Below are 21,849 nucleotides of genomic sequence, written 5' to 3' on the forward strand. Positions count from 1 at the left end.
ACTGGGCGATAAAATCAAAAGACTTGCCAGCCCTGCTTTGAGGAAAGGGGAACAGAATGGAATGGTTTTACAAATTCCCGCACATGGACGACGATGCTCTTCGCACGTTGAAAAAGGCGATCGATGATGGCTTTCGGGGGTTCACCCGCGCTTATGGCGATGCGATCGAAGGCTTGTTTGCGCCACTGCAGCATTTTCTGATCTCGGCCGATCGTTTCATGACACAAACGCCATGGCCGATTATTATCGCAATCATCCTCGCGATCGCCTGGTTCGCCAGCCGTAGCGTGAAGGTGGTTTTGGGCTGTCTCGTCACTCTCCTGCTGATCGGCTATTTCGACATGTGGGATGATACCATGCATACGATATCCATGATTTTCGTGTGCACGGTGCTCTCTATTGCCATCGGTATCCCGATTGGCATTTTGATGGCGCGTTCAGACGGCGTCCAGAAGATAGTCAATCCTATTCTGGATGTAATGCAAACCATGCCGAGTTTCGTGTACCTCATCCCCGTCGTCATGTTGCTCGGGATCGGTAAGGTTCCCGGTCTCATTGCCGTGGTCATTTACGCCATTCCGCCGATGATCCGGCTCACCAATCTCGGCATTCGACTGGTGGACAAGGATGTGCTGGAGGCGGCGGATGCATTTGGCACCTCGAATTCGCAAAAATTGTTCAAGGTGCAGTTGCCGCTTGCGCTTCCCACGATCATGGCCGGCATAAATCAGACGATCATGATGGCGCTCGCCATGGTCGTGATTGCATCCATGATCGGCGTTCAGGGATTGGGCCAGCCTGTTCTCAAGGCAATTGCGAACCAGTACTTCACTCTGGGCATTTTCAACGGCCTTGCCATTGTCGGCATTGCCATCATCTTCGATCGAGTCAGTCAGTCCTACGGCAAGCGGCTCCAGAAGCATCGGGAGACCGTCCATGGCTGATCATCACTTCGGCGGCATCGAGATCCGGCATCTCTACAAGATCTTCGGCCCCAATCCCAAAGCATATATCGATGCCGTCCAAAAGGGACTGAGCAAAACTGAGCTCAATGAGAAGCACGGTCACGTTCTCGGATTGCGCAACATCAACATCCAGATCCCATCGGGCTGCATTCAAGTCATCATGGGCCTCTCGGGATCGGGAAAATCGACCTTGATCCGGCACGTCAACCGGCTGATCGACCCGACCGCCGGCGAAGTCCTGGTCGACGGTGTCGACGTCGTAAAGATGAGCGAGAGCGAACTGCGCGAGTTCCGTAGACATCAGACCGCGATGGTATTCCAGAAATTCGCGCTTCTTCCTCATCGCAATGTGCTCGACAACACGATGTTCGGGCTCGAAGTGCAGGGAATGGACCGGTCCAAACGTGTCGATACCGCTATGAAGTGGTTGGAACGCGTCGGTCTCAACGGCTTTGAGCAGAGATATCCAAATCAATTGTCGGGTGGCATGCAGCAGCGCGTGGGCCTGGCGCGCGCACTTTCCAACGACGCGCCGGTCTTGCTGATGGATGAGGCATATTCGGCTCTCGATCCGCTGATCCGCATGGACATGCAGACGGTTCTTCTGGATCTGCAGAAGGAGATCAAGAAAACCATCGTGTTCATCACCCACGATCTCGATGAAGCGCTTCGTCTCGGCGATCAGATCGCCATCCTGCGGGACGGGCAAGTCATACAGCAAGGCACGAGCCAGGACATCGTCCTGCGGCCGGCCGACGACTATGTCGCGAATTTCGTCAAAGAGGTGAACAGGGGCCGCGTGGTTCACGTGGAGGCGGTTATGACTCCCGCTCCAGCCGGCGCGCAGCCCCTCGGCAGAACGGTTTTGGCTCGCACAACCATCGAAGACGCTGTCCGAACCCTCGTGTCAGGCCCGAATGAGGATGTTACCGTGGTTGGTGACAAAGGCGAGCCAATCGGAACGGTGAACCTCCGGCAACTCACCCGCGCATTGGTCAGTTCACACGACACACCCGCTGGCAGTCCGTCGCTTGCAACTGCTTCTTGAGTGTGATGTGCCTGCTCTTAGAGCATCCGCTGCGCGAGGAACTTCATAACGAACTCCACGCGCAGCCCTCGCTATATTTCGAGTGCGATGCCGGCGTCGCACTCGTTGCCGTTATTGGCGAAGATGGGTCCCCTGCCCTTTTTCCGATGATCTTACGCAGTTTGAGGAGGTGTCGACGACACAACACATGGCATCGGCCGCTTCGGCGGCGGGCGCCTGAAATGGGCGCTGCATACCGAATTCCTCACATTGATGTTCGTCACTCCGATCGCGAGGGATCAGGATGAGTGCGCGTCCGAGCCCTTCCGCGCAGACCGGAAGGCAAAGACGGGATCATCCCTAATCGGCAGCCTCCGTCTTAAGCCATTCGATGAATTGCAAGGCCTTCGTGTTGTTGGCGCTTCTTGGCGGCACGATCAGAAAATATCCGTCCCTTGTGACGATGGACTGCTCCGTCAGCCGGATCAGAGACCTGGTATCCAGGAGATTTTGCAGGAGCCGCTTCCACCCCAGAGCAATTCCCTGGCCGCTCAGTGCTGCATACACGGCTTCAGTGTAGAAACTCGTGCGCAGTCCCGAGGGGGCCTTCGCCAGCTTGATCGAGAAGGCAGCGAGCCATTCTTCCCAGCCGATCCAGCTTGGATTCTGGCTGTCGTAGCTGATGAGCGGCTGCCGTGCGATATCCTCCAGAGTTGGAGCGCTGCCCAGTTTCGCGGCGTATTCCGGACTGCACACCGGAAACAATTCGTCGTCGAAGAGATATTCGGCCCTGCCATCCGGCCACGCCCCATTTCCGTATCTTATGGCAAAATCGCTTCCCCCAAGCCCCGCCGCACTGTCCTGGGAGACGATCCTGAGCCGGCTGTCAGGGTAGAGTCGGGAGAAGGACGCGATCTTGGGCATCAGCCAGAAGTGCGAGATCGCCAGCGTTGCCGAGATCGATAATGCTCCCTCGTCCTCCTCTCTCGTCAGTTCTGCGATCGTGTCGGCCATGAGATTGAATGCTGACGTCGCAGCAGTCGACAGCACCTGTCCTTTGTCAGTCAGTTCGATGCTCCGGTGCAGACGCCGAAAAAGCGGAAATCCGAGAGTTTCTTCCATCAGATGGATTTGCCGGCTGACCGCGGCCTGCGTCACGCCCAGTTCCGCGGCCGCTTTCGTAAAGCTCCTGACCCGTGCCGCGGCCTCAAAGGCCGTAAGTGCCGCCAATGGCGGGAGCTTTCTGCGAATATTCATAGACGCCCAATCCTTCCAATGGCGACGTTCCCGCGCCCGGCATCACATTACTATAGATTATGTGAAAGCTGCAAATTTATGCCGTTGAAGAGTCACCCAGTTCGGCGAAGAATTGCGCATCCAACCCATAAGGTAAGTTCATGCTACAGACATTCGCTTCGCCGATTTCCTCGCTGCTCGACAGCCGAGCGGACGGTCATTCGCTTCCCGCTGGACTCTACATCAGAGACGATGTTTTCCAGGCTGACCTCGACGTCTTTTTCAGAAAGCATTGGATCTGCGTCGGCCTCGACTGCGACGTGCCGGAGCCGGGCGATGCCACGGTTGTCGACATCGGGAACAGCAGCCTGATCATCTTGCGCGACGACGACAACCAGATTCGCGTCGTCCACAACGTCTGCCGTCACCGCGGTTCCCGAATCCTGAACGCAGGATCGACGGTGATTTCGAAGCTGGTCTGTCCCTATCATCAATGGACTTACGAGCTTGACGGCGAACTGACATATGCGCCTCACATGGGCGCCGACTTCGACAAGAGCTGCAAGAGCCTGCGCCCGGTGAACTTCAAGTCGATCGGCGGACTGATCTACGCCTGCCTTTCCGATAATCCCCCCGAGGATATCGACCGGCTCGAGCAGGTCATGACGGAGCGCCTCGCTCCCTACGATATCCGCAATGCCAAAGTGGCGCACCAGACGGACGTCATCGAGGATGGGAATTGGAAGCTCACAATCGAAAACAATCGCGAGTGCTATCACTGCTCCGCCAATCATCCGGAGCTGTGCGTCTCCTTCGTCGATCTCGACTTCGGCTTCGATCCAGAAGCGTTGAGCCCTGAAGATTTGGAAGAGGCCCGGGAGCACGAAGCACTTTATGCCGAGCGCACCAGACGCTGGGAGGCAGACGGTTTTCCGTCCGCCGCCGTCGAACAACTCGTGGGCTGCGCCACGAACTTCAGGACCCAGCGCCTCATCATCGCCGGCGCCGGTGAATCCCAGACGCCCGATGCGACGGCGGCGTCATCGAAACTGCTCGGCAGCATCACGCGGAAAGACCTCGGCGATACTCATCTTTGGGGTCACAATAGCTGGAACCACTTCATGGGCGACCATGCCATCGTGTCAATCGTCATTCCGCTTTCGGCCGGGAAGACGCTGGTTCGCACCAAGTGGCTGGTCCATAAGGATGCCGTCGAGGGCGTGGACTACGATCTTGAGAAGCTGACCGACGTCTGGGTCGCAACGACCGATCAGGACTCAGAACTCGTTGCCAGGGCACATGCGGGCGCGCTCGATCCGGCTTATCTTCCCGGTCCCTACTCGCGCTTCTCGGAGACCACCCTCGATAAATTCGCAACCTGGTACATCGAGCGGATGCGCGCCCATGGATACTAAAGCGATGCAGACTTCATTGGCTCCGCAGAGAGCGGAGTTCTGGGATATCGAGCGCGACGACACCCTCGTCTGCATAGACGTTCATCAGGAGACGCACGACGTAAAGAGTTTCACGTTTGCCTCTCCTGAGGGCAAGCATTTCGCCTTCCAGGGAGGCCAGTACTTCCTTTTCGACTTTGCAATCGGTGCGGACACCGAAAGCCGCTGTTACAGCGTCTCGTCCTCGCCGCATCGGACAAACGCTTTCACCGTGACGGTGAAGCGAGTCGCGAACGGTCGGGTTTCAAATTGGCTTCACGACAAGATGGCCGTCGGAACGGCGGTCAAGGCGCAGGGGCCGCTGGGGCACTTCGTTCGGCCGAACGCGGCCAGCAAGTTCCTGCTGCTCTCCGGCGGCTCGGGCATCACCCCGGTCATGTCCATCCTCCGGGACTTCGGCGACACATGCCGTCCCATCGACATCGTCTTCATGCACGCCGCCCGCTCCCCACGGGATCTCATTTTTCGCGAAGAGCTTTCGAACCTCGCCGCAAAGATGAAGACCGTCAGGCTGCATTTCCTTCCCGAGGCCGTGGCCGGAGAACCGTCCTGGTCCGGCCTGACGGGCCGGATCTCCCCCGAATTCATGAAACTCGCGGTTCCTGATCTCGCCGAACGGACCGTGATGTGCTGCGGCCCCGCGCCATTCATGGCCGCAGCCCGCACGATCGCAGCGGACCTCGGAGTGCCCCCGTCGAGCTATATCGAGGAGAGCTTCGACGCCGCGGTGATCGACGAGAACGAGATCGCGGTTCCGGAAGCACCGGTTGGAAAGATATACCAGGTCGAGTTCTCGACGCAGGCGCGCAAGATCGAGGTGGCCGACGAGCAGACGGTATTAAGCTGCGCGAAGAAAGCTGGCGTAAGGATTCCCTCGTCCTGCGCCAACGGTATCTGCGGCACCTGCAAATCGAAGCTGGTGTCGGGCTCCGTGGATATGAAACACAATGGCGGTATCCGCCAGCGCGAGATCGACGCGGGACTGTTTCTTCCCTGCTGCTCCAAGCCTTTGAGCGATCTCGTTATCGAGCGGTAGATTAGACGCTCGGGTCACGCTAGCTTTGCAGCGCATGCGAAAGTCAGCGTTCGAAGTGGAGCCGACGTTCTGCTCGACTTCCGAGTCGATAGGCTCAGCTCAAAACCATATGGCTCGCCCTTTTCGGCAACCTAACATTGTGGGACACAACAAGAATGTCTAATTTCCCGTTTCCAGGTCTCAACCTTGCCATCGCCACGCCGTTCGACGGTGCCGGACGCATCGACTACGGCAGGCTCGAACACAATGTCGAGCGCTACCTAGCAGCAGGCGTCAGGAGCTTCTTGCTCAGCTCCGGCACCGGAATGCATGTCTATCTTTCCAAGCAGGAATCCGAGGAGCTCATCAAGCGCGGCGCCCGTATCGTCAACGGTCGGGCGAAGGTGATTGCTCAGACATCCGCGCTCATGGTGGAGGACGTAGTCGAGCGGACCGCCCGCGCGCGCGATGCCGGCGCCGAAGGCGTCATGGTTCTTCCGCCGTTCTTCGAAGGGCCGACTGACGATCAGGGAATCCTCGATTTTTACAGCGAGGTTGCGAAGGCGGGTCTGCCCGTCATCGGGTACAACGTACCGCAGGCCGTCGGCGTCGCGATCACGCCAGAACTTCTGGAGAAGCTGAACGAAATTCCTGGATTCTGCGCTGTGAAAGACAGCAGCGGAGATCTGGCGAAGCAGGCGGCGCTCATTCGCACCGGACGCTTCGTGATGAACGGCGCCGACCCTCTCGTTCCCTATGCACTCTATGCGGGATGCGACGGCTTGATCTGGGGCGGTGCGAACTTTGCTCCGCGAACCTGTGTCGCGCTCGTCAAGGCGGCGTCGGAGCGCAAGTGGGACGAGGTCCGCGAACTCTGGAAGATTCTAGAGCCGGCCATGGGGTTGATCTGGGAAGGTGACTACGTACAGTCCGTCTACGCCGCGGCCGAGCTGACCGGCTATGGCGCGGGCGTGCCGAGAAAGCCTCTCCGCGGGCTCGCCCCCGAGAAGGTTCCGCTTCTGCGTAAATCTCTCGAAGCGCTCATGGAGCGGGAAGCAATCTGACGTGAGCCAAACCGCGAGAAATGTCTATGTGGCATCCAGGCTTCCGAAACGCGCAGGCGTCTCGGGCTGGGTCGCAACGCTCCCGCCACGCATGCCACGACCTGCCTTGAACGGGCCCGTCACTGTCGACATCGCGATCATCGGCGGCGGCTTTGCGGGGCTTTCCGCCGCGCGCCGCATTTCGCAACTGGACCCTACCGCCCTTGTAGCGGTCCTTGAGGCTGGCATCGTTGGCGAAGGACCGGCCGGCGCGAACTCGGGCTTCATCATCGATTTGCCTCACGAGGTTTCCTCCGACGATTTCAGCGGCGAGTCGGAAGCCAAGTTCAGACAATCCGTCTTGATACAGCGCTCTGCAATTGCCCTTGCTACGGAGATGGCGGCGGAGAACGGTTGGGGCAACGAGATTTTCGATCCCTGCGGACGCTATAGCGTGGCGATGAGCGCAGACGGCGACAAACACTTGGAAGCCTATTCCGGGCAGCTCTCCAAGATGGGCGAAGTTCATCGGCTTCTCGAAACCTGCGAGATCGAGGCTGTTACGGGATCTAAGGCCTTCACCTCCGGTCTCTTCACGCCCGGCACGGTCATCGTCCAACCCGCCGCATACATACGCAGCGTCGCCGACTGCCTGAAGGAACCGGTCTCGCTATTCGAACGCACACCCGTCCTCTCCTTCGAACGCTATGGTACAGGCTGGCTGGTGAAGACCCCGCAGGGATCGGTGCAGGCGGCCAAAATCGTCATGGCCAACAATGGACATGCGGAAAGCTTTGGGTTCTTCCGGGGGGGCTGCTGCATGTCTTCACCTATGCATCGCTCACCCAGGAGTTCGACCCCTCACGATTGGGTGGCGAACGGAAATGGGCGGCCACGCCGGCTCTGCCGATGGGTACGACGGTGCGACGGATCACCACTTCTGGCGGTGACCGCATCCTGGTGCGATCGCGCTACAGCTACAACCCGGGCATCGAAGTCAACGATGCCGCGATTCGCAGAGCCGGACGGCTGCACGACGAAAAGTTTGCCCATCGTTTCCCGGCGTTAAGCGACGTCGGAATGCAGTATCGATGGGGCGGCGCGATGGCGCTCACGCGCAATCATGTCCCGGCCTTCGGGGAAATCGAGCGTGACGTCTTCGCAGCATGCGGCTGCAACGGCCTTGGAGCCTCGAATTCCACGGCGGCCGGTATCGCTGCCGCAGAGTTTGCTCTGGGGCATGAGTCCGAACTCGGCCGCGTCTACCGTCAACTCGCCGCTCCGGCGCCCTTGCCGCCACAGCCTCTGACCACGATCGGAGCAAAGCTCCACCTGGCCTACCGAGAATGGAGCGCCGGCGCCGAATAGGAAGGGAATTTCATCAAGCCCTCGGTGCACATCATTATGGCTCGTAACGGAGGGACTTCGCTGAACCAATCGACGCTTGAGCGCGTTATGGGTTCTTATGGGCTCTCAATACGCGCCGGAGGTCTTCGATGCCATCCGAAATCGAACTGAAGCTTGAACTTTCAACCAAAGCCGCAAGACGGCTGCTAGGGTTCAACCCCCTCACCAACCCTGACAAGGTGCTGAAACAGACTTCAACCTATTTCGACACCGGCGACCACAAGCTGCTTCAGAAGGGATTCACCCTTCGCGTCCGTCGAACCGGCGATGTCCATGTTCAGACGGTGAAAGCGGTGGGCCAAAGCCAGTCTCTTTTTGCCCGATCGGAATGGGAGACGCCCATCGAAGGGGACAAGCCGGTCGTCGACGATTCCAGTCCGCTGAAAACCGAGTTCGGTGAGGAACTTGCCGTGTCGCCCGCCTTCAACGTGGAAATCGAGCGGCGCGTTTGGACCGTCGAGGAAAATGGTTCCCGGATCGAGGTGGTCATCGACCAGGGATCGGTTGTTTCCGGCGACCGGAACAGCGCCGTGCGAGAAGCCGAGCTTGAGCTGAAGGATGGCAATCAGAGAGACCTGTTCGTATTTGCGCGCAAGATCGAAGCGGTCGCTCCCATTCGTTTTGGCGTTCGCTCCAAGGCTGAAAGGGGCTTCGCGCTGATCGAACAGCAGAAGTCCGTGTTCAAGGCGGAGCCTATCCACCTCGATCAGAATATGCATGCATCCGATGCGTTTCAAACAATTGCCGCTTCCTGCTTCCGGCACTTTCGTTTGAACGAGGACGTTCTGCTGCGACAGAGAAATGCCGAAGCGCTGCACCAGGCCCGCGTAGGGCTGCGTCGCCTGCGCTCCGACTTCTCGCTGTTCAAGCGAATGCTTCCGGGCGACGAGCCGCAACGGCTGAAAGACGAGTTCCGCTGGCTGACCGGAGTTCTTGGAGAAGCCCGCAATCTGGATGTGCTGCTGGCAAAGGCGACGGATCCCGACTTGCGAGGACGGCTGAAGGATGCCCGAGAGGCGGCTTACGATGAGGCGGTTGAGGGATTGAACTCCAGTCGTGCCCGCGCGCTCATGCTGGACTTTAACGAGTGGCTTCGATGCGGCGAATACCTTTCGCTTCCGGAGACTGAGGACGTTCGGGGCCTGCAGGCGTCGGAGTTTGCCGAAATGGCGCTCGACCGGATGCGCAAGAAGCTTAAGAAACACGGGCAGGTGCTCGCCAAAGTCGACGATCACCAACGCCATGAGGCGCGCAAGGACGCAAAGAAGCTGCGCTACGCGGCCGAGTTCTTCGAATCACTGTTCGATGACAAGCGCGGCGTCCGCCGCCATCGACGTTTTATCGGCGCAATGGAGAAGCTTCAGGACCATCTTGGATCGCTGAACGATCTTGCAACCGGGCCTAACGTTCTGAGCAAGCATGGTCTGACCGACCATCCAGCCTCCGATAGCGTTCTCTCTCATACGGACAAGGATGCTTCGATAGACGATTCGCAGGTTTCGCTTGACGACGTGCTAGACGCGAAACGGTTCTGGCGATGAACTTGTCTACATAACAGGGGCGTGCTTTTGAGCCTGGGCGCGCTGCGAGGATCATGGCGATCTCTCGGGCTTTCTTTCGCCGGCCGCGGCGGCAGTTGGCAAATTATACAATACCGAATCTCCGAATTCATGCGTGCGATAGCCGCCTGCGGCAAGGGCTGCGGAGGCCCTAGCGAGCAAGGTATCGTCGGCGAAGGCGCGCAGGAGCTCGAAATGGCTTTCGCCGGGCTGATGGACGCCCGTAAGAATCGTATCGCCGACGCGGAGCGGCGTGTCCTGCGCAATGCGCCCCGTCGCAATGCTATTGCCAACACGAACGCTGCCATCGGGATTGGCGGCTGCCTCAAGCGCGCGCACGACGCTCGTGCCGATCGCGATGATGCGGCTGCCGCGGAGCTTCGCCAGCATGACCTGTGCCGCCGTGCGCTCGGGAATGAGATAGGGCTCATCGAAGGGAAGGCGCGAGTCAAGCGCGGGATCGCCGGTGGAAGAAACGCCCGCTGCATGCGTGAGTGTTGCGAACCCGATGTCGCGCCGGCGCCAGACCTGAAGGGTGTTCCAGTCCAGCGCGAAGCCCGCGGACGGCGCTTCGAATGCGAACGGCCGAGCAGCAATTTTCGTCCAAACACCCCACAGCGCCAACGGCTCGGGAACGTGCGCATATTGGATCGGCCGGCCGTGCTGCGCCAGTCCCGCAAACATTGCCGCGCGGTTGCCGAGGAAGCGCAGTTCAACAAGCCGGGGATGGTCGAGGAGGCGTTCAACCCCCGCTTCGAGCGGACCGAGCCGGAGACGATCGCCCATTGCCAGCGCAGGCGGAGGCAGCCGGTCTTCCGTGCGTGTCCGATAGTCGCCCGCGCCGAAGGCGATCGCCAGGAAGCGGGTGGGATCGGAAAGTGATAACCAGCCTGCCAGGCGGATCTCGATCGCCTCGCCGCTCGCGATATGCGTGCCTCGCAGGCTGGCAGGCAAGGTCGCGGCGTCATTGGCGACAACCAGATCGCCGGGATTGAACAGCGCCGCGAGACTGCTGCGCGGCAGGTGGCGCATCGTGCCATCAGCCTCGACGACCAACAGCTTGGCGGAGTAGTGGTCGGAACGGTCGGCGGCAATCATGCTTGTCTCCCAGCCACGAGGCCTGCACGGATTGGCAACGCGTCGAGCATCTTCTCGATGATCTCCGCAGCGGCGTGCTCTGGGGCCTTCAAGGTCGATGGATCGGCGTCGGGAAGCGCCAGTGCGTGGAGCGGGGTGTCCATATCACCGGGGTCGAGCGCAAGCAGCCTTATGCCGGCGGGCTTCGCCTCCTCGTCCCAAATCGCCGTAAGATGGGCGAGAGCGGCCTTGCTTGCACCGTAGGCGCCCCAGCCGGAATACGCGTTGACCGCTGCATCGCTGGAGATGTTGATCACCAGCGCGCCGCAGCCCTCGCGGGCCGACGCGGCGAGCGCGCCAAACAGGGCTTTGGTCAGCCGGAACGCGCCGACGAGGTTGACCGAAAGCGCCGCCTCCAACGCCTCGCACTCGGTATCGGCCAGAAGGGCCAGAGGGACAGGACCGAGGCTGGATGCATTGTTGATCAGGACGTCGACCCCGCCGAGATTGGCGGTGACCTGCATCGCGATGGGATAGATGTCGTCCTTCTTGCCGACGTCGGCGACGATGCCATGCGCGCCCGTCTCGTCTGCGACACGTTCGACATTCGCGGCCGTGCGAGCGACGAAGGCAACACGCGCGCCCTTCACCGCAAGCTGCCGCACAAGCGCCAGTCCAAGTCCGGACGTGCCGCCCGTGACCGCCACCCGAAGTCCCTGAAAATCGATATTCGTATGCATTGCCGGTGCTCCTTCAATGGGTACGAGCAATTGCTACAAGTTCAAGTTAACTTGAAGTCAAGCGGGAATCGTGCTTTTATTTTTGCATGGATCCGATGCTGACCATCACCGACGTGTCGCGCCGAAGCGGCATTGCCTCATCAGCCCTGCGTTTCTATGAGGAGCGCGGGCTGATCGCATCCGAGCGCGCCGGCTCGGGGCATAGGCGCTATCACCGGTCCGTCTTGCGCCGGATCGCCTTCATCGCCTTTGCGCAGCGGATCGGCCTCACGCTTGAGGAGATCGGCGCCGAGCTTGCTAAGCTGCCCGCCGATCGCGTGCCGTCGCGTCGGGATTGGTCGCAACTGTCGGGCGCATGGGCAAAGCGCATCGATGAACGCATAGCCGAATTGCAGCGCCTGCGGTCGGGGCTTACCGAGTGCATCGGTTGCGGCTGCCTGTCGATCGACCGGTGTAATCTGGCGAACCCTGCCGACGTGGCAGGTCGCAAGGGGCCAGGACCGAGGTATTGGCTTGGGTGAACAGGCGGTACGATCCTAGGGTCTTCAATCCGTTCTTGGGACGGCGCCGTCGAAATCCATGGCGGCATTCGGCTGCAGGTCTATATACCAAGAGCCTTGATCGCATCGAGCAGATGTTTCATCTCAGTTGGCTTGCCAACATTGACTGCGCTGGCGAGGATTGCATTCTGGAGGAGTTCCGACCTTTCGCATGCGCTTGCGAGGACGAACGGCACGCCCAGCGACTGCAATAGAACTGCGACAGGCGTCACCTTTCCATCGCCAAGATTGACATCGAGGACTGCTGCATCTGGACGTTCGTTTTGCAGGAGATCGACGGCACCCTGGACCGAACCGACGGGTCCGAGCACGGCGAAGCCGCCTTTGATCAACGCTGCCCTAAGATCCATTGCGATGAAGAACTCGTCTTCGACGATAAGAATGAGGCGCCTGCGTTCATCATCCTCTCTCTCTCTCTCTCTCTCTCTCTCGCAGGTCCGCACATCAGATCCTCACATCGGGAGTTTGATCGTTGCGCCCAAACCATCAGCGCCATAGATAAGTTCCGCCTTTCCGCCTAAATGAGCAGCACTACCCTCGATCAATTCCGTGCCGTAGCCTTTGCGTGTTGGCGCTGTAACGGCCGGCCCGTTCTTCTCTCGCCACTCCCAATTCAGGTAGGTTCGGTCGCTTGGCCCCGTTTCCAGCGACCACCTCACATGGATTTCACCTTCGGGAACAGACAAGGCACCGTACTTTGTCGCGTTGGTAGTCATTTCGTGGATTATCATGCCGATCGGAAGGACCTTGGAACTCGACAACTGGACGGCCGGCCCTTCGAAAAGAAGCCGATCCGTGCCGATTTCACCGACTGAGTTTTTCAGCAAATCCGCAAGATCGGTCGTTCCATTGCCTGCAACGAGTTCCTGGGCGCGTAGAGCGACCTCCACCCGCCCCAGCAAGGCATCGCGATATTCGTCTGCGGTCCGATCTTCGGTCCCTGTTTGCATCGCAATCGCGCGCACAACTGCGAACAGGTTCTTCATGCGATGTCGGCTTTCAGAAATGATGAAGTTTTGTTCGATCTCATGGCGCTGGCGTTCAGTTACGTCCTCGAAAAGCACGAGGATGTTGGTGCTGTTGTCGTCTGGATGAATGAGGCGACGCGCATCGACGAGGAAAGTCCGCCGACCGATCACGGGAAGTCGTGCGTCACTTCAAATCCGATGACGGCAGACGCTTTTGGAATGACCAAAGCAATGAGTTGCCGAAGCTCTTCAATGTCCCATTGACCGTTACCGAGGTCAAAGAAACAGCGCCCCAAAATGTCGTCGCGCTCGACTTTAAAGGTGCGGATAAAAGCGTTGTTGGCAGTCGCTACACAAAAACCCTGGTCCAAGACGACCACCGGCTGGGTCATCGTATCAACGACCCCTTGTGCTTGGACATGGCTGCTTCTCAATAAGCGATACAAATCTTCCAACATCATCGAGAAAATCTTTCCCTGGCTAGAAGTGTCCCCATATTGACGCTTCGGTGTAACGCCTCCGATGCGCGTCGGGTTGCATACGCAGACCTCAATTGGTCTGAAAGGCTACTGAGGTAATGACCGGCATTAAGGCAAAGATGGCAGTCTCACAGGGTTTTACAAGCCGCTCTCTAAACGCATTCCGCAAGATGTGTCGTGATGGCGAACCGCGAAGCCGTCACGTGTCCGCCGATACATGGATTTCCATAAGTTGCAGCCGTGCTGTCGCGAGATTAGGGTGCGACATGGGCTCGCCAGTCCCGACATCGAGATAAGCCACTCGAAACGCTGACGATCCCAGGCTTTGTTTGCCCCGCAGGAGCAGCCTATGATGCGCGTCAGGTCGTCCCGCCCTCAGTTCCTGCACCTAGGGCTATTCATAGTAGCCTATGTCCTTGGCTGCGGCTTTGCGCAATTGCTCGCAATCGTGCCGGGAACAGGCATTTCCATTTGGCCTCCGAGCGGGCTTTTCATTGCCACGCTCGTTCTCGCCCCCCGGCAAAGCTGGCCGTGGTGGGTAGTGGCGGGGTGTCTGGCTGAACTGTTCAGCAACCTGTGGTTCCAGAGTCCGTTGGCCGCAACCCTCCTGATCTATGCCGGCAATGCTCTTGAAGCGGTGGTCGGCGCGTGGCTTGTGAACCGCATTTGCGGGCGTCCCGTTCGGCTGGAAACCTTGCAGGAAGTTCTCGCATTCGTCGTGTTTGCCGCCGTCATTGCGCCGGTCGTAAGCGCCACGATAGGAAGTGCGACGCTTGACTGGTTTGGCATGCAATCGCAATCCTTCACGACAGCTTGGCCTCTGTGGTGGATTGGAGACGCCACGGGGGTCCTGATCGTCGCGCCGCTGGCACTGGTCGTGTTCCAGAACTGGCGCGGTGAAGCCCCGCTCTCGCCCGCGCGCTGGCTGGAAGCTTGCCTCGTGGGGCTGATCTTTCTCGGTGTCGCCGCCCTTTCCTTGAGCGGTTTTCTGCCTTTCGGCTACATTATCATGCCCCCTCTTCTTTGGGCCGCGGTGCGCTTCGAGTTCAAAGGCGCCGCTGTCACCTTGACACTTCTCGCTCTAATCACGGCGATATTCGCGATTTCGGGCGACAGCCAATTTATCGGCGATCCCGGGTCCCAGAAACACAGGCAGATCATGCTGCAGCTTTTTCTGGCCATCTCGGCATTTTCCGCGCTCATCGTGGCCGCCATATCCCGGCAGCACCAGCTCGCGGTGGCCACATTGCGCCAAAGCGTCGCGACATTGCGTGAGCGGGAAAACGAGCTTTCGCAGCTCGTGAACATGGTGCCCGTACAAATCAGACGTCTGACGCCGGAAGGCGAGCCGACCTTTTTCAACAAGCGCTTGCTTGACTTCTTCGGTTTGGACGAGGTGGCGCAATTGGACAAGCCGGGCATGAGCCGGCTGGCGGCAGCCATAACGGCTCTCGTCCATCCCGAAGATTCACCCCGCCTGTTGGAAACGGTCCGCCACTCCCTCGCCACCGGCGAGCCCGACTCCATGAAATACCGTATACGTCGGGCGGATGGGGCTTACCGGTGGGTCGACGGCCGCTGGGAGCCGCTGCGGGATCAGAGCGGAGCCATCGTGCAATGGTTCGCAATCTCCATCGACATCGACGATGAAGTGCGTGCGCAGAACGCGTTACGCGAAAGCGAGCGGCAGTTGCGGCAACTGATCGACGCCGTGCCCGCGCTGATCTGGAGCGCGACGCCCGAAGGAACGCTGTCATACATCAACAAGCGCCTGATGGATACGGTCGGCGCCACTCTGGAAGATTTGACGGCGCCGGACGGATCGCGATCCCTGGCCGACGTCCACCCGGATGACAGGCAGGCGGTGGGGCAGGTACTGGCGCGCTCTTTTGAGACTGGCACTCCTTTTGCAATGAAGTATCGTCAGCATCGGTCTGACGGAAATTATCGCTGGACCGAGGGGCGTGCGGAGCCGCTGCGCGATCCGGAGGGTCGGATCGTGGAGTGGTATGGCGTCTGCCTCGACATCGATGACCTGGAGACCGCACAGGAGGCCTTGCGGCAAAGCGAGCGCCGCTACCGAGACCTCTTCCACTACATGCCGATCGGACTGGCGCAGGTGGATGCAGGCAAACTGATACCCCTGTTCAAGGAGCTGCGGGCGCAGGGCGTGACGGAGCTCAAAACCTATATAGACGAGCACCCCGAATTCTTGCCGCGTGCGGTGGAAGCTCTGGAAGTTGAAGAAGTCAACCGGCACATCATCGAGATGTTCGGCGCCAGTGATACCGGCGAGATGTATGGCCCGATTACCCGGTACTGGCAGCCGGGCATTGCCACCATACGCCGCTCCATCGAGGCCCGTTACCGCGGTGAAGAGATCTTTCAGGAAGAAACCAAAGTAGCCCGAATGGACGGCAGCGTCATCGACGTGCTGTTCACAACCGCCCGCCCCGGCGCCGTCGCCGACAAGAGCCTGGTCGGCTTTATCGATATCACGGAGCGCAAGAAAGCCGAGGAGGCCTTGCGCAACCGCGAGCGGGAGTTCTCGCAGATCGTCGACATGGTTCCAAGCCTGCTCTGGCGGTTGAGTCCGACGGGCGAGCCGGTTTACTTCAGCAGACGAACGATCGAGTTCTTCGGTTTGAATATCGGGGCTTACGATGGGCCGGAACAGAGCGGCCTGGCCGCCGCCCTAGCGGCTCTCGTCCATCCGGACGATACGGCGCGATTGTCGGAGACGCTCAACCGCTCGCTCGCCACCGGCGAGACCTTTTCTTTGAACTATCGCCTGCGTCGCGCGGATGGGGTCTATCGCTGGATGTCGGGCCGTGCGGAGCCGCTGCGAGATGAAAGCGGCAAGATCGTCCAGTGGTACGGTCTATCACATGACATCGATGATCAACTGCGCATCGAGGAGGAATTGCGCACGCGGGAACGCTCGCTCTGGCAGCTCGTCGAAACGCTGCCCGCAATGATCGATTGCGCCGCTCCTGACGGGGAGCCGGTCTATCGCAACCCGCAACTCCGTGACTTTCTGGGATATAAACTGGAAGAACTGGACGGAACCGGAAAATCCCGGCTTGCCGGCACACTCGATGCCGGTGTTCATCCCGATGACCTCCAGGGCGTCAAAGAGAACTATGCCCATTCCCTATCCACCGGCGAGCCTTATGCGCGCAGGCATCGCCTGCGCCGGTTCGACGGCGAATATCGCTGGATCGAGACACGCGCCGCGCCGATGCGCAATCCCGAAGGCGTGATCGTGCAGTGGAATGTCATCTGTATGGATATCGACGCTGAAGTTCGCGCTCAGGAAGAGCTGCAACGCGCGCGGGAAGGCCTCGCACGAGCGAGCCAGGCGGCGAGCCTGGCCGAGCTGTCGGCTTCAATCGCACATGAGGTGAACCAGCCCTTGGCCGCAGTCGTGGCAAACTCGCACGCCTGCCAGCGCTGGCTCATGGCCGAACCGCCCAATATCGAGCGGGCGGAAAAAACGGTGGAGCGCATCATCCGGGATGCCAACTCGGCGGCTGACGTCGTCAGCCGCATTCGCGCCCTGTTCAAGCAATCCATAGACACGAGGCTTCATACCGCCATTTCGAACATCATCAACGAAGCGCGTAACCTCATGGCCGATGAAGCGTTGCGGCATCGCGTCCGGATGGAGGTGAAGATCGATGGCGGCCTTCCGTTCATTGCCGTCGATCGTATCCAGATTCAGCAGGTTCTGATCAATCTCATTCGCAACGGCATGGATGCGATGGACTCCGGCGCAGACGACAGGGTGATCGGGATCCATGTGCGCCATATGGGCGATGTCGTCCAGACCGAGATCAGCGATCGCGGTCAGGGCATCGAATTTCCCGAGAGAATATTCGAACCGTTCTTTTCGACAAAAGAAAATGGCATGGGCATGGGGCTGGCGATCTGCCGCTCGATCGTCGAGCTGCACGGCGGACGATTGTGGGCGGAAAAGAATGAACCGCGTGGAGCGACGTTCATCTTCACCTTGCCGCTTGAAATGAAGGCAGCGCAATGACGATCGATGACCATATTGTCTTCATCGTGGACGATGATGAACGAATCCGGGAGGCGCTCGGCGACTTGCTGGAGTCGCATGGCATCCGCGCCATCGCCTTTGGATCGGCTGGCGACTATGTGCGCGCGGACAAGCCGGATTTCCCTGCTTGCCTCATTCTCGATGTCGAGTTGCCTGATATCAACGGCCTCGATCTGCAGCGGCAGATCGCAGAGGGCGACCATCCGCCGATCGTCTTCATTACCGGACATGGCGACATTCCATCGTCAGTGCGCGCGATCAAGCACGGCGCCGTGGACTTCCTGACCAAGCCCTTCAGCGACGCGGATCTCATGGCCGCCATCCACGCTGCGATCGCCCAGGATCGGCAAAAGAGATCGGAACGCGCGGAACTCGGCATGCTGAGACAACGCTATCTCGAACTAACACCACGAGAGCGCGAGGTCTTGCCGCTCGTCGTGAGCGGTCTTCTCAACAAGCAGGCGGCCGCGGAACTCAGGATCAGCGAAGTCACGCTGCAAATCCATAGACGGAACGTGATGCAGAAAATGGCGGCGGCGTCGCTCGCCGATCTCGTGCGTATTGCGGAGAGATTGGAAATACCGATTACCCACTCGCGCCGCGTGGGAGGAAGTTGAATATGAATAAGACACGACATGTTGTGGCGATCGTCGATGATGATCCGAGACTATTGGAATCGGTGGGCGACCTTCTGGAATCCGCAGGCTATGAGGCCTGCGGCTACCCGTCGGCCAGCTCCCTGCTCGTTAACGGGCTAGCGGACTTGGACGTGCTCATCACCGACATCGGGATGCCCGGCATTGGCGGCTTTGAGCTTCGCGACCTGGTGAGAAAGCTGCGACCGGAGCTGCCGGTGTTCCTGATCACCGGCCGCCACGAGATAGCGGATCAAGGCCGCGCCCAAGGGATTAGCGGATTTTTCCGGAAGCCATTCGATGCCCAGGCCCTGCTCACGGCCATTGCCAACGCTTTACACAAATCGAGAGATGGAGGCTGAGATGAGAGTTGAACAATCTTTCCGGCGGAGATCGGCGCCGTCATCACCGCAGCAGAGAAGCGAAGCAGATCAGCCACTCGTCATTATTGTCGATGACGACGCAGCCGTTCGCGAGGCGTTGTCGGAGTTGATCCTGTCGGCGGGTTTCCGGCCTGTCAGCTTTGCCTCGACCCGCGAATTGCTTGATGCCGATATCCTGGACAATCCCGGCTGCCTGATCCTCGATGTGCGCATGCCGGGGGCGAGCGGTCTCCATCTGCAACGTCACCTGGCCGAAAACGGCAACCCAAAACCGATCATCTTCCTGACCGGGCATGGCGATATTCCGATGACCGTCGAGGCAATGAAGGCCGGCGCGGTGGATTTTCTCACCAAACCGGTGCGGGACCAGACATTGCTCGACGCTGTGACTGCCGGAATCGCGATGGATGCCGAACGACAGGCGCAAGCCGCGGTCGCCAAGCGCAACATCGAACGCCTCGATACGCTGACGCAGCGCGAGCGTGAGGTTCTCTATGAAGTGGCCCGCGGGCGCCTCAACAAGCAGATCGCCTTCGATCTCGGCATCAGCGAAGTGACGGTCAAGCTACATCGCAGCAACGTCATGCACAAAATGGAAGTCGCCTCCATCGGCGAACTGATCCGGGCCTGGGAAACCCTGCCGGCACCGATGCGCGAGGCTGGCGCGCACCGGACGACAATATAATCGATCCCGCCCGCGCCTTCACCGGCTCGCCTGGCGTTCCGAATTTACGAAGCGCCAGCATCTGCGTTTGCGTCGCTCAGTGCCTACATGAGCGGCGATATCGGTCCCAGCCAGACGCCGGCACCGATCAGTCTTCTTGCTTTCACGCTTCCCCACGCACGCTCACGCTTCGATAGCCCCACCGACATTCATCTCGCCGCACGCATGTTGGAGCCAATCGGAAAATGGGCGTACCTTCTGGCGTGCGTCGGCGCGAGCCGGCCAGAGAGCATAATAGCCGTAGCCGCTGTCGATGATCCGATCGAAAGGCGCCACCAGTTCGCCGCTTTCCAGATCCTGCTGCGAGAAGGCAAGGTCGCCCATCGTCACGCCGTAGCCGCTTGCCGCAGCCGTCATTGCGAAATCCTGCGTATCGAAGACCTGGTGACGAGCCGCCTGGAAAGAATAAGCACCCTCGGCCTGCAGCCACAGCGTCCAGTCGCTATGACGCGGGTTGGAATGCAGCAGCACACAACTCTGCAGGTTCTCTACCGCAGGCGGGTCCCCGAGCTTCGACAGCAGTTGCGGGGAACACATCGGCGTCAGCCGTTCACGCAACAGCGGCAATACGTCCATGCCGGGCCAATGGCCGTTGCCATAGGTGATCAGCATATCGATATCGCCGACCGAGAAGGTGGGGCGCAGGAACCAGGCGGTGTCGATATTGATATTCAGATCTTCATGATGGCTGTGAAGATCCGGCAGGCGCGGCAGGAACCACTTGCGGGCAAATGTGGGCGGCATGCGGATCGTGAGCGAGCGGACTGTCGTGCGTGTTGCGTCGAATGAGGTCTTCAGCGAGGCAAGAAGGCCGTCGACAATCGGGATCAGCGCCATACCGCGCTCCGTTAGCGCCACCTTACGCGTATGGCGCTCGAACAGGCTGCAGCCGAAATAGTGCTCGAGCTGCTGAACCTGCCTGCTGATTGCGCTTTGGCTGAGATTGAGTTCGGCTGCGGCCGCGGTGAAGCTTCCCGTTTCCGCAACGACGGAAAAGGTCTGCAGGGTTTGCAGCGGCGGCAATCTGTTATGATCGAATCTCGGTTCCATTCGGTGTCTTGCTTTTCGCTTCCGTCGGGGAGCAACAAGCAATAAAGCATGCAGATCGAATGGCAACCGAGGTGCTCAGGCGATCGCCTGGCGCACCGTCTCAACGGCCTCTCTGACCCGCCGCGGTGCCGTGCCGCCTTTGTGATCGCGGCTTGCGACCGATCCTTCCACCGTCAGCACCTTGAAGACATCTTCGCGAATCGTCGCCGCAAAGGCCTGCATATCAGCAAGCGAAAGCTCAGAGAGCGTCGCCAATTGCTTGTCTCGTGCTGCGCCGACGATTGCGGCAACGGCGTGGTGCGCATCGCGAAACGGCAGTCCACCGCGTACGAGGTAATCGGCAAGGTCGGTTGCCGTCGAGTATCCCTGATTGGCCGCCGACAGCATCTTTTCATGCTTCACCTTGATGGTCGGGATCATCTGGGCCGTGACGCTGACGGCTGCGCGGACGGTTTCGAGCGTGTCGGTCAGCGGCGGTTTCGATTCCTGCTGGTCCTTGTTGAAGGCAAGCGGCTGGCTTTTCATCAGCGCCGCGGAAAATGTGAGATTTCCGATGACGCGAGCCGCCTTGCCGCGCACCAACTCCGCTAGATCCGGATTACGTTTCTGCGGCATGATCGAGGAGCCGGTGCAGAACTGATCGCCGACTTCGATGAAATCGAACATCGGCGTACACCATAGTATCACCTCCTCGCTGAAACGCGACAGGTGCCCCATGACCAGCGCACCGGCGCTGCAGATGTCGACCACATAGTCGCGGTCGGAAACGGCATCGAGGGAGTTGGCAAAGGACCCCGAAAAGCCGAGCTGAGCGGCACTATACTCGGGATCGATGGGATAGCCGGTACCCGCCAGTGCGGCGGCGCCAAGAGGCGAGACGTTGAGACGCTCCCGCGCCGCGCCGACGCGGTCGAGATCGCGCAGAAACATCTCGGCATAGGCCATCAAATGGTGGCCGAAGGTCACGGGCTGAGCCACCTGCAGATGCGTGAAGCCCGGCATGATCGCATCGGCATGTTTCTCTGCCAGGTCGACGAAGGCGGCGATCAGCGTTTTCAGATCGCCGGCCAGCAGATCCAGTTGCTCGCGGGCATAGAGGCGGATGTCGGTCGCCACCTGATCGTTGCGCGATCTGGCGGTGTGCAGCTTCTTTCCGGCATCGCCGATCAGGGCGATCAACCGGTCTTCGACATTGGTGTGAACGTCTTCGAGTTCCGTCTTCCATTCAAACGCGCCCGTGCGCATCTCGTCGGCAATGCGGTCAAGCCCGCTCTGAATGTCGGCATTCTCTTCCGCCGTGATGATGCCGACGCCTGCCAACATCTGAGCATGGACCTTGGAGCCGGCAACGTCGTGCAGTGCAATGCGCTTGTCCTGATCAAGGCATTCGTGAAAACTCTCGAAGTCCCTCGAAACGGCCTCCTTGAAAAGCGGGGACCACGTGGCTTCTTTCTGGTTTCTCAT

General features: G+C 59.7%; 19 protein-coding genes and 1 pseudogene. 12 read left to right on the top strand and 8 right to left on the bottom strand.

Annotated elements, in window-relative coordinates; translation table 11 throughout:
- Positions 1 to 56: 56 nt before the first annotated feature.
- Together K290_RS0112125 and K290_RS0112130 are read left to right on the top strand one after the other, a co-directional pair.
- On the top strand, positions 57 to 944 hold the full coding sequence (locus K290_RS0112125) for an ABC transporter permease (RefSeq protein WP_028752179.1): 888 nt from the start codon (positions 57 to 59) through the stop codon (positions 942 to 944).
- Positions 937 to 2,013: a quaternary amine ABC transporter ATP-binding protein gene (locus K290_RS0112130; protein WP_028752180.1), complete on the top strand. Its 1,077-nt coding sequence runs from the start codon at positions 937 to 939 to the stop codon at positions 2,011 to 2,013. Before K290_RS0112125 ends, K290_RS0112130 begins: the two co-directional genes overlap by 8 nt.
- 339 nt (positions 2,014 to 2,352) lie before the next feature.
- Here K290_RS0112130 and K290_RS0112135 read toward each other — a convergent pair whose 3' ends face one another.
- Positions 2,353 to 3,249 (bottom strand): LysR substrate-binding domain-containing protein, encoded by an 897-nt coding sequence (locus K290_RS0112135; RefSeq protein WP_028752181.1) that lies wholly within the window; start codon positions 3,247 to 3,249, stop codon positions 2,353 to 2,355.
- Between the two features lie 140 nt (positions 3,250 to 3,389).
- Here K290_RS0112135 and K290_RS0112140 point away from each other — a divergent pair, with 140 nt between their 5' ends.
- The 5 genes and pseudogenes from K290_RS0112140 (at position 3,390) to K290_RS0112160 (ending at position 9,688) form a co-directional block, all read left to right on the top strand.
- Positions 3,390 to 4,643 (top strand): aromatic ring-hydroxylating oxygenase subunit alpha, encoded by a 1,254-nt coding sequence (locus K290_RS0112140; protein WP_028752182.1) that lies wholly within the window; start codon positions 3,390 to 3,392, stop codon positions 4,641 to 4,643.
- Positions 4,633 to 5,718: an FAD-binding oxidoreductase gene (locus tag K290_RS0112145; protein WP_051264022.1), complete on the top strand. Its 1,086-nt coding sequence runs from the start codon at positions 4,633 to 4,635 to the stop codon at positions 5,716 to 5,718. Before K290_RS0112140 ends, K290_RS0112145 begins: the two co-directional genes overlap by 11 nt.
- A 155-nt stretch (positions 5,719 to 5,873) precedes the next feature.
- Positions 5,874 to 6,761, top strand: coding sequence for a dihydrodipicolinate synthase family protein (locus K290_RS0112150; RefSeq protein WP_028752184.1), 888 nt, complete (start codon positions 5,874 to 5,876; stop codon positions 6,759 to 6,761).
- Position 6,762: 1 nt separating this feature from the next.
- Positions 6,763 to 8,108: pseudogene (locus K290_RS34105) on the top strand (NAD(P)/FAD-dependent oxidoreductase).
- 128 nt (positions 8,109 to 8,236) lie between these two features.
- Positions 8,237 to 9,688 (top strand): CYTH and CHAD domain-containing protein, encoded by a 1,452-nt coding sequence (locus K290_RS0112160; protein WP_028752185.1) that lies wholly within the window; start codon positions 8,237 to 8,239, stop codon positions 9,686 to 9,688.
- A gap of 51 nt (positions 9,689 to 9,739) precedes the next feature.
- Here the strand turns inward: K290_RS0112160 and K290_RS34110 are convergent, their stop codons facing one another.
- Together K290_RS34110 and K290_RS0112170 are read right to left on the bottom strand one after the other, a co-directional pair.
- The gene (locus K290_RS34110; RefSeq protein ID WP_051264024.1) at positions 9,740 to 10,804 is read right to left on the bottom strand and encodes an S-adenosylmethionine:tRNA ribosyltransferase-isomerase; all 1,065 of its coding nucleotides are present in this window, start codon (positions 10,802 to 10,804) and stop codon (positions 9,740 to 9,742) included.
- Positions 10,801 to 11,523 carry an SDR family NAD(P)-dependent oxidoreductase gene (locus tag K290_RS0112170; RefSeq protein WP_028752186.1) on the bottom strand — a complete coding sequence of 241 codons (723 nt, stop codon included), beginning with the start codon at positions 11,521 to 11,523 and terminating at the stop codon, positions 10,801 to 10,803. The genes K290_RS34110 and K290_RS0112170 overlap by 4 nt, the downstream gene beginning before the upstream one ends.
- Positions 11,524 to 11,609: 86 nt before the next feature.
- Between K290_RS0112170 and soxR the strand changes: the two genes are divergently transcribed.
- Complete coding sequence (gene soxR / locus K290_RS0112175; RefSeq protein WP_028752187.1) at positions 11,610 to 12,044, top strand: redox-sensitive transcriptional activator SoxR; 435 nt, start codon at positions 11,610 to 11,612, stop codon at positions 12,042 to 12,044.
- A gap of 80 nt (positions 12,045 to 12,124) precedes the next feature.
- Here the strand turns inward: soxR and K290_RS34115 are convergent, their stop codons facing one another.
- The 3 genes from K290_RS34115 to K290_RS38860 are packed head-to-tail and all read right to left on the bottom strand — an operon-like array spanning position 12,125 to position 13,512.
- Positions 12,125 to 12,526, bottom strand: a complete 402-nt coding sequence (locus tag K290_RS34115) for a response regulator (RefSeq protein WP_051264027.1) — start codon at positions 12,524 to 12,526, stop codon at positions 12,125 to 12,127.
- Between the two features lie 9 nt (positions 12,527 to 12,535).
- A complete protein-coding gene (locus K290_RS34120) occupies positions 12,536 to 13,222 on the bottom strand; it encodes a sensor histidine kinase (RefSeq protein WP_342426076.1) in 687 nt (228 codons plus the stop codon).
- Complete coding sequence (locus K290_RS38860; protein ID WP_342426078.1) at positions 13,219 to 13,512, bottom strand: PAS domain-containing protein; 294 nt, start codon at positions 13,510 to 13,512, stop codon at positions 13,219 to 13,221. The genes K290_RS34120 and K290_RS38860 overlap by 4 nt, the downstream gene beginning before the upstream one ends.
- A gap of 367 nt (positions 13,513 to 13,879) precedes the next feature.
- Here K290_RS38860 and K290_RS0112190 point away from each other — a divergent pair, with 367 nt between their 5' ends.
- Genes K290_RS0112190 through K290_RS0112205 form a run of 4 tightly spaced genes read left to right on the top strand, consistent with a single transcriptional unit; the run spans position 13,880 to position 19,296 of the window.
- Positions 13,880 to 17,572 (top strand): PAS domain-containing protein, encoded by a 3,693-nt coding sequence (locus K290_RS0112190; protein WP_028752188.1) that lies wholly within the window; start codon positions 13,880 to 13,882, stop codon positions 17,570 to 17,572.
- Entirely contained in the window at positions 17,569 to 18,210 is a 642-nt protein-coding gene (locus K290_RS0112195; RefSeq protein ID WP_028752189.1) for a response regulator transcription factor, read from the top strand. Before K290_RS0112190 ends, K290_RS0112195 begins: the two co-directional genes overlap by 4 nt.
- Before the next feature lie 2 nt (positions 18,211 to 18,212).
- Positions 18,213 to 18,590 (top strand): response regulator transcription factor, encoded by a 378-nt coding sequence (locus K290_RS0112200; RefSeq protein ID WP_028752190.1) that lies wholly within the window; start codon positions 18,213 to 18,215, stop codon positions 18,588 to 18,590.
- A 1-nt stretch (position 18,591) separates the two neighbouring features.
- Positions 18,592 to 19,296: a response regulator transcription factor gene (locus K290_RS0112205; protein ID WP_028752191.1), complete on the top strand. Its 705-nt coding sequence runs from the start codon at positions 18,592 to 18,594 to the stop codon at positions 19,294 to 19,296.
- A 162-nt stretch (positions 19,297 to 19,458) separates the two neighbouring features.
- On the opposite strand, the gene K290_RS0112210 is transcribed toward K290_RS0112205, so the two are convergent.
- Positions 19,459 to 20,385 (bottom strand): LysR substrate-binding domain-containing protein, encoded by a 927-nt coding sequence (locus K290_RS0112210; RefSeq protein ID WP_028752192.1) that lies wholly within the window; start codon positions 20,383 to 20,385, stop codon positions 19,459 to 19,461.
- A 75-nt stretch (positions 20,386 to 20,460) separates the two neighbouring features.
- Entirely contained in the window at positions 20,461 to 21,849 is a 1,389-nt protein-coding gene (gene argH / locus K290_RS0112215) for an argininosuccinate lyase (RefSeq protein ID WP_028752193.1), read from the bottom strand.

This window comes from Rhizobium leucaenae USDA 9039 (assembly GCF_000426285.1).
Classification (GTDB): domain Bacteria; phylum Pseudomonadota; class Alphaproteobacteria; order Rhizobiales; family Rhizobiaceae; genus Rhizobium; species Rhizobium leucaenae.